Consider the following 9153-nt stretch of genomic DNA (forward strand, 5'->3'; position numbering starts at 1 on the left):
CCGTAGCCGGCGTCCATATCGACCGGTTTGGCGACCGCATCGGCCAGCCGCGTCGGGGCTTCCAACCGTTGCAGCGCGGGTTTCCAGAACGTTTCGCTGGCCGCCGCGTCCTGGCGTTGCAGCCAGGCGATGTAGTCGCGGTAGCGGCTGGCAGACACGGCAACCGACTGGCCGCTGTAGCGCTGCAATACTTCGCCGAGCAACTGCGAATTGCTCCAGCCATCCATGAGGATGTGGTGGCTGGTGTAGATCAAGTGATAGCGGTCCTGGGCCACGCGCACTACCGCCAACCGTAGCAACGGCGCTGCCTCCAGGACGAAACCTTGTTGCCGCTGGGCCGCTGAGAGAGTGTCCAGATACTCAGGCAAATCAGCCTGTGAGCGCCCGTCATGCAGCTGCAAAACGAGCTCCACGCGCTTGTGCACCACTTGCAACGCCCGCTTGAAATCACCCTCCCAGACAAACCCGCTGCGCAGCACATCATGGGCATCCGTCGCAGCCTGCCAGGCCTGGCGGAAGCGCTCGACGTCGAGCCCTTCGACATCGACGCGCATCTGGTTGATGTAGTGACCGGCCTGTTGCTCGAGCAACGTATGGAACAACATGCCCTGTTGCATCGGCGACAGCGGATAGATGTCTTCCACCTCTCGCGCCACCAGCGGCAAGGCGTCCAACTGATTTTGCTGCAATCGGGCCAAGGGGAAGTCCGACGGCGTGAACCCGTGGTGCTGCGGCTCGCAGCAGTGGTCGATCAATGCTTGCAATTCTCGACCATAGTCCAGGGCCAACGCCTGGATCGTCGCCTCGTCGAACATCTGCGAACTGAACGTCCAGTCGATGCTCAGCTCGCCCGCATAGACGCTGCCATTAAGGCTCAACCAGTTATCCAGCGGCGCTAACGGACTCTGCGCCGCGCCCGCCGATTCGATGGCGGGAACAAACAGCCCGTCGCCGTCATCGGCAAAATCGCTGTCGAACTGGCCCAGATAATTGAACGTGATGCGCGGCACCGGCAGCGCTGCGAGGGTGCGACGCGTCGATTCATCGCCCAAGTAACGCAACACGCCGAAGCCGAGCCCTTTGTCGGGGATCGCCCGCAGTTGCTCCTTGATCGCCTTGATCGAGCCTTCGGCAGTTGCCGTCGGGGTGAGGCGCACCGGAAACAGGCTGGTGAACCAGCCAACGCTGCGGCTCAGGTCCAACTCATCGAACAGCGCCTCGCGGCCATGGCCCTCCAATTGAATCAAAGTCGATTCCTGGGAGGTCCAGCGGCCGATCACCCGGGCCAGTGCGGTCAGCAGCAGGTCGTTGACCTGGGTGCGATAAGCCGCCGGCGCCTGTTGCAGCAAGCGCCGGGTCTGGTCTTTGTCCAGCCGCGTCTGGACCTGCACCCCACGGCATCTTTGCAAATCGCCCTGCGGACGGTCGCAAGGCAAGTCGTGGCAAGCACCTTCCAGTTGTCCCTGCCAATACGCCATCTGGGCCTGCAACGCCGCGCTGCCGGCATACACCTGCAACCGTTGCGCCCAGGTCTGCGTGGCCGAGGTCTTGGTTGGCAGCGTCGGCGCCTGGCCGGCCTGCAATTGGTCATAGGCCTGTTGCAGGTCTTCCAGCAGAATGCGCCAGGACACGCCGTCCACCACCAGGTGGTGAATCACCAATAACAAGCGTTGGCTGCCGTCGGCGAGGCTCGCCAGCACGCCGCGCAGCAGCGCGCCATTTTGCAGTTCGAGGCTGCGCTGGGCGTGTTCGGCCAACGCTTCGAGGGCCGATGCATCGGCCACCTCGGCGGTCCACAACAGCGGCGAACGCTGCCAAAGCGCCTGCTGCTCAGCCAGGGTGCCATGGCGAGCGCTCCAGACGCCGTCCTGGCAGGCAAAGCCCAGGCGCAACGCGTCGTGATGCGCAACCAAGGTTTGCAACGCTTGCTCCAGATGCCCGGCGTGTACGGGTCGCAAGCCCTTGAGCAAGACCGACTGGTTCCAGTGATGAGGCTCGATCATGGCCTGTTCGAAAAACCACTGCTGGAACGGCAACAGCAGCGTCTGCCCGGTGACCGGGCCTTGGTCAACGACAGGCCCGACGTGCCCCGTCGTCGCGACGCTGGCCAGGCCCTGGACGGTCTGGTGCAGGAACAAGTCCTTGGGGCTGATATGGATCCCGGCCTGACGGGCGCGGCTCACCACCTGAATTGAAATGATCGAATCGCCGCCCAGCTCGAAGAAGTTGTCGGTCACCCCTACGCGCTCGCGCCCGAGCACGTTTTGCCAGATCACGGCCAACGTTTGTTCCACGGCGGTAACCGCTGCTACGTAGCCCTTGGGGCTCGCGCTTGGATCGGCCTTGGGCAGCGCCTTGCGCTCAAGCTTGCCGTTTGGGCTGACCGGCATTTTTTCCAGCAATACCCAGTGTTGCGGCACCATGTAGTCGGGCAAGGATTGGCTCAGATGTTCCCTCAAGCGAGCTTGCAGCGTTTGGCGAACGGTGTCGTCGGCGGCCAGCAGCTCGGCGCGAGTCGGGACCAGGTAAGCCACCAGTAGCGTGCCGTCCTGGGCCAGGACCACGGTTTCGCGCACCGCATCGTGCTCGGCCAGGCGCGCTTCGATTTCGCCCAGTTCGATGCGCAGTCCGCGGATCTTCACCTGATGGTCCATCCGCCCGGCGTATTCGATCACGCCATCGGCGCGGTAGCGCGCCAGGTCGCCGGTGCGATACAAGCGCTGGCCATGACCGAACGGCCCGGTGACGAAGCGCTCGGCGGTCAACGCCGCGCGTCGATGGTAACCCCGCGCCAGCCCCTCGCCCGCCAGGTACAGCTCGCCGATCACGCCCACCGGCACCGGCGACAATTCGTCGTCGAGGATGTAGGTGCCGAGGTTGGCGATCGGCTGGCCGATCGGCACGCTGTCGCGGCCCTCTTCGACACAGGTCCAGTGGGTGACGTCGATGGCCGCCTCGGTCGGACCGTAGAGGTTGTACAGGCCGGCGTTCGGCAGTTTGGCGAAGACCTGTTGCTGGGCATCCACCGGCAGCGCTTCACCACTGCAAACGATCCGCTTCAGGCTGGTGCATTGCGCCACGCGCGGATCTTGCAGGAATGCCTGGAGCATCGACGGCACGAAGTGCAGCGTGGTGATGCGCTGCGCGGTAATCAGCTCGATCAGTTGCGTCGGGTCACGATGGGCACCCGGCGCAGCCACCACCAGCGTAGAGCCGGTCAGCAGCGGCCAGAAGAACTCCCACACCGAGACGTCGAAGCTGAACGGCGTTTTTTGCAAGACGCTGTCCGAGGCATCGAGGCCGTAGGCCTGCTGCATCCAGCACAGCCGATTGACCAGCGCGCCATGGCGATTGCCGGCGCCCTTGGGCTTGCCGGTGGAGCCAGAGGTATAGATGACATACGCCAGGTTTTCGGCATGGACTTGCACATTCGGATTGTCCTCGCGGGTCGCGTATAGCCCATCGTCAGGCAGGTCCAGCACCAGGCTGCGCAGCCCGTCCGGAATCGGCAACGATTCCAGCAGAGGCTGCTGGGTCAGCAGCAAACCGATGCCGCTGTCTTCGAACATGTAGGCCAGGCGGTCGCGTGGATACTCAGGGTCCAACGGCACGTAGGCGCCGCCAGCCTTGAGAATCGCCAACAGCCCCAGCACCATCTCCACCGAACGCTCCACGGCGATGCCCACCAGCATATCGGGGCCAACACCCTGGTCGATCAAGCGGTAGGCCAATCGGTTGGCACGAGCGTTGAGTTCGCTGTAGCTCAGGCGTTGTTCGCCAAACACCAGTGCCGGCGCGTCCGGAGTCCGGCGCACCTGTTCCTCGATCAGCGCCTGGACGCTGTGGTCGAGCGGGTAACGCTGCCCCGTCGCGTTCCAATCGACGAGCATGTGCCGGCGCTCTTCATCGTCCAGCAGCGACCATTGCGCCACCGGACGATGCAGGTCTTGCACCATGTTCTGCAACACATTGAGCCAATGCCGGGCCATGCGTTCGATGGTCGCCGGCTCGAACAGGTCCGTGGCGTAGGTCAAGGCTGCGTGCAAGCCCTGCGGACTGTCGGTGGTGTCCAGGCTCAAGTCGAATTGCGCGGTGCGCTGCGCCCAGCCGACGGGTTCTACGCGAAGGCCCGGCAAGGCGTCGGCGAAGGCCGCGTCGGCTTCGTTGCGGTGGTTGAACATCGCCTGGAACAACGGGCTGTGACTCAAATTGCGCTGCGGCTGCAAGGCATCGACCAGTTGCTCGAAGGGCAGGTCCTGGTGCATTTGCGCGGCCAAGGCCGTCTGCTTGAGCTGTTGCAACAATGCGGCACCGCTCAGGTCACTGTGAAACTCGCTGCGCAGGACCTGGGTGTTGACAAAGAATCCGATCAGTCGCTCGGTTTCCAGCCGCTGGCGGTTGGCGATCGGCACCCCGACACGGATATCGGCTTGACCACTGTAGCGATGCAGCAACGTTTGGAAAGCGCCGAGCAACAGCACGAACAGCGTGACGTTTTCGCGCCGGGCCAGGGCCTTGAGGTCGTCGCTCAACCCGCGGTCCAACACAATCGGCAGACGTGCGCCCCGCTGGCTTTGCTGCGCTGGGCGCGGGTGGTCGGTGGGCAATTCCAGCAACGGCTGTTCGCCGCCCAGTTGCGCGGTCCAGTAGGCCAGTTGGCGATCTTGTTCACCGGCCGCCATCCATTGCCGCTGCCAGACCGCGTAGTCGGCGTATTGCACCGCCAGCGGCGGCAGTTGCGCGCAATGGCCCTGCGCGAACGCCGAGTACAGGCCCATCAGGTCATCGACCATCACCTGCAGGGACCAACCGTCCGAGACGATGTGGTGCAGCGTCAGCACCAGGACATGATCCTGTTCGGTCACCTCCAACAACGCCACGCGCAGCAGCGCATCACTCAGCAGATCGAACGGACGTTGCGTCTGCTGCTCGAGGAAAACCTCGATAGCGGCCTCATCGTTTCCCTCCAGACACTGCTCAATGAAATCAACCTGGCCCTGCCCACGAATGACTTGGCAGGTGCGTCCATCCTCTTCGACGAACACGGTGCGTAAGCTTTCATGACGTTCCACCAACGCCGCAAAACTCTTGCGCAGCGCGACTTTATCCAGCGTGCCGCGCATCCGCAGCGCAGTCGGGATGTTGTAGGCGGCGCTGTCCGGCGCCATTTTCCACAGGAACCATTGGCGCTCCTGGGCAAACGACAACGGCAGCGGCGTGTCACGCGACACCGGCACCATGACCGGCGCTTGTTCGCCGGGCGTTGTAGCGAAGGCCGCGACGAACGCTTGCAACGTGCTGTGCTCGAACAGGCTGCGCAGCGGCACCTCGATGCCCAGCGCCCGACGGACTCGCGAGACCACCTGGGTGACCAGCAGCGAGTGCCCGCCCAGCTCGAAGAAGTTGTCTTCCAGCCCCACGCGCTCAAGCTTGAGCACGTCCTGCCAGATCGCCGCCACTTGCTGCTCGACCTCACTGCGCGGCGCCACGTAGGTCTGTTGCAAATCCCTGGCCTCGGGCGCCGGCAAGGCCTTGCGATCGATCTTGCCATTGGGTGTCAGCGGCAACTGCGCAAGAAACAACAGGTGTGCCGGGACCATGTATTCCGGCAGCTGCGCCTTGAGCGCGGCCTTGAGCGCGGCGCGCAATGGCGCGTCCACCTCCGGCACTGCGCCGGTCGCAGGGACGACATACCCCACGAGCTGCGCACCGGTCGGGCCTTCGTGGGCGACCACCACGGTTTCGCGCACGCTGTCCTGGGCCAGCAGCGCGGCTTCGATCTCGCCGAGTTCGATGCGCAGGCCGCGGATCTTCACCTGATGGTCGAGGCGGCCGAGGTATTCGACCACGCCTTCGGCGCGATAACGGCTCAGGTCGCCGGTGCGGTACAGCCGCTCGCCCGTGGAGGAAAACGGGTCCGGCACGAAGCGTTCGGCGGTCAATGCCGGGCGCTGGAAATAGCCACGGGCGAGGCCGACGCCACCGATCAGCAGCTCACCCGGCGCGCCAGGGGGATTGAGGCTCAGGTCGCTGCCGACGATGTACAGCGCCGTGTTGTCCAGCGGTTTGCCGAGGAACGGACGGTCGCGCTCAGGGCTCAGCGGATGCACGGCCGACCAGATCGTGGTTTCGGTCGGACCGTAGAGGTTCCAGACCTTCGGCGAAAGCGCCAGCAGACGCTGGGCCAATTCCAGCGGCAATGCTTCGCCGCCGCACAGGAAAGTACGCCCGGCAAGCACCCAAGCCTGTTCATGATCGAGCAGCATGCGCCAGCTCGACGGCGTGGCTTGCAGCACGCTGACGTCGTGCTGTTCGACCAGCGCCAGCACCGCTTGCGGATCCTGGTGGACGTTCTGGCCGGTCAGCACCACGCTGGCCCCGACCGACAATGGCGCGTAGATTTCCAGGCCGAAAATATCGAAGGAAAACGTCGTCAGCGACAGCATGCGGTCGCCGGCCGCGAGGCCTGGCTGGGCGATCATGCTGCTGGTGAAATTGCTCAGCGCGCCGTGGCGCACCATGACGCCCTTGGGCTTGCCGGTGGAGCCGGAGGTGTAGATGACGTAAGCCAGGTGCTCGCCGGTCAGCGCTACGGCCGGGCAGGTTTGGGCGGCGTCTTGCAGCGCGGCGTCTGGCTGATCCAGCAACACGGTCTGGAGCGTCGCCGGGATCGGCAATCGATTTACCAGGCGGGCCTGGGTCAACAACAAACCGATGCCGCTGTCCCCGATCATGTAGGCCAGGCGATCCTCCGGGTACGCCGGGTCCAGCGGCACGTAGGCGCCGCCGGCCTTGAGGATCGCCAACAGGCCGACGATCATTTCGGCGCTGCGCTCCACCGCGATGCCCACCAATTGGCCTGGCGTCACGCCCAGCTCGATCAAGCGGTGAGCCAGTTGATTGGCACGTGCGTCCAGTTGGCCGTAGCTCAGGGCGTGTCCGTCGACAGTCAGCGCCAGTGCCTCGGGATTCAGACGGGCCTGTTCAGCGATGCGCTGGTGTACGCACACGGCCTCGGCACCCCGGTCGGCCACGCGCAGCCATTGTCGTTGCGTGAGGCGCTGTTGCGCCGGGTCGAGCAGCGGCAGTTCGCCGATGCGCTGGTGTGGCGCGGCGACGATGCCTTGCAACAGGGTTTGCCAGTGCTCGGCCAGGCGTTCGATCGTCAGGGGTTCGAAGAGGTCGGTGGCGTAAGTCAGCTCCGCCGCAATGCCCTGCTCGGTTTCATAGGTGCCGAGGGTCAAGTCGAACTGGGCGGTGCGCCCTTCCCACAGCAAATCTTCGACGCGCAGTTGCGGCAGGTGCATCTGCCGGCTTCGATGGGCGCCGGCGTTCTGGTGGTTGAACATGACTTGGAAGATCGGGCTGTGGCTGAGGCTGCGCTCCGGTTGCAGCGCCTCGATCAGTTGCTCGAATGGCAAGTCTTGATGGGCCTGGGCGGCCATGGCCGCTTGCTTGACCTGGGCAAGCAAGCGATCGAATGGCAGCTGTCCGTCAACATGGGCGTTAAGCACTTGGGTATTGACGAAAAAGCCGATCAGCCCTTCAGTCTCGACACGGTTGCGGTTGGCGGTCGGCACGCCCACGCGAATCTGTGGCTGGCCGCTGTAGCGGTGCAGCAGCGCCTGGAACGACGCCAGCAAGACCATGAACAGGCTCGCGCCTTCGCGCTGGGCCAGTTGCTTGAGCGCTGTCGCCAGTTCGGCTGTCAGCTTCAAGTCCAAGCGCGCGCCACGAAAGCTTTGCACGGGTGGGCGCGGATGATCGAGCGGCAGCTCAAGCACCGGCTGCTCATCGCCCAGGGTCTGGAGCCAATAGGCCAACTGCCGCTCGCGCTCGCCGGCCTCCAGCCAATGGCGCTGCCAGATGGCGTAGTCGGCGTACTGCACCGGCAACTCCGGCAAGGCCAGCGGTTGATTGGCGGTGTCGGCCGCGTAGTGCCGCACCAGTTCATCCACCAGCACTTGCATCGACCAGCCATCGGCGATGATGTGGTGCTGGATCAGCGCCAACACATGGTCGTCTTCGGCGATTTTCAACAGCGAAATCCGCAGCAGCGGTCCCTGCCGCAGATCGAATGGGCGCGCTGTTTCACCTTCGACGAAGGCCTTGATGACGGGGTCGTGGCTGGCCAGCGAACCGGCGGGCAGTTGCTGGACCGCGACGCGCAGCGGCATGTGCGGATGGATGACCTGCACAGCCTGCTCGCCATGTTCGGTGAAGGTGGTGCGCAAGCTCTCGTGGCGCTCGACCAGGGCATTGAAACCGCGCTCCAGGGCCGGCACGTCCAACCGGCCTTTCAGGCGAAGGGTCGTGGGGATGTGATAAGCCGAGCTGTGGGGGTCCATCTGCCACAGGAACCATTGGCGCTCCTGGGCATAGGACAGCGGGATATGTTCGAACCCGGAACGCACCTCGGGGATCGGCAGATTGGCCGGCGAGACGCCCTCTTCGAGCATCTTTTCCAGATACAGCCTGCGTTTGTCCAGCGGCAGAGTGATAAAGCGCTTGGCAACCCTCAAAGCAACACTCTTGTCCATCAGACTTCCTCCATTTCATCAAGCAGGGCGTCCAGCTTGTTCAGTTTCTGTTCGTTGATTGACCGGCCGCCGCTGTCGAGTTGCGCGACGAAATCCTTCAGGACCGGGTGCTGGAATAGCAGTTGCGGGGTCAGGCTCAACCCCAGTTCGAGGGCCATGCGCGAGACGGCGGTGACCGCCAGCAACGAGTGGCCGCCCAGCTCGAAGAAGTGATCGTGCAAGCCCACGCGCTCGACGGTGAGCACCTGGGCCCAGATCGCCGCGACTTGCTGTTCGAGTTCGCTGACAGGCGCTTCGTAGTTGCTTTGCGACAACCCGCTCTCGATGCCCGGCAACGCCTTGCGATCAAGCTTGCCATTGGGGGTCAGCGGCAGTTGTTCGAGGAACAGCCAGTGGGCCGGGATCATGTAGTCGGGCACGCTTGTCTTGAGATTGGCCTTGAGCTGATCTCGCAAGGTGTTGGCGTCCGCGTCCAGAGCCGAAGCCACCACGTAGGCCACCAGCTGTTGACCGCCCGGACCTTCCTGAGCAAGCACCGCCGCTTCACGCACCGCCGGTTGTTGCAGCAGCCGCGCTTCGATTTCACCCAGCTCGATGCGGAAACCACGGATCT

Annotated in this window: 2 protein-coding genes; both read right to left on the reverse strand. The window is 64.1% G+C overall.

What is annotated here, in order from left to right; genetic code table 11:
* Nucleotides 1-8540: non-ribosomal peptide synthetase (locus HU806_RS25910; protein ID WP_186615714.1), on the reverse strand; the 8540-nt coding region annotated here is incomplete at its 3' end.
* Nucleotides 8540-9153: AMP-binding enzyme (locus tag HU806_RS25915; RefSeq protein WP_238350243.1), on the reverse strand; the 614-nt coding region annotated here is incomplete at its 5' end. The genes HU806_RS25910 and HU806_RS25915, both read right to left, overlap by 1 nt.

The sequence above is a fragment of the Pseudomonas sp. SWRI154 genome (assembly GCF_014268645.1).
Taxonomy (GTDB): domain Bacteria; phylum Pseudomonadota; class Gammaproteobacteria; order Pseudomonadales; family Pseudomonadaceae; genus Aquipseudomonas; species Aquipseudomonas marvdashtae.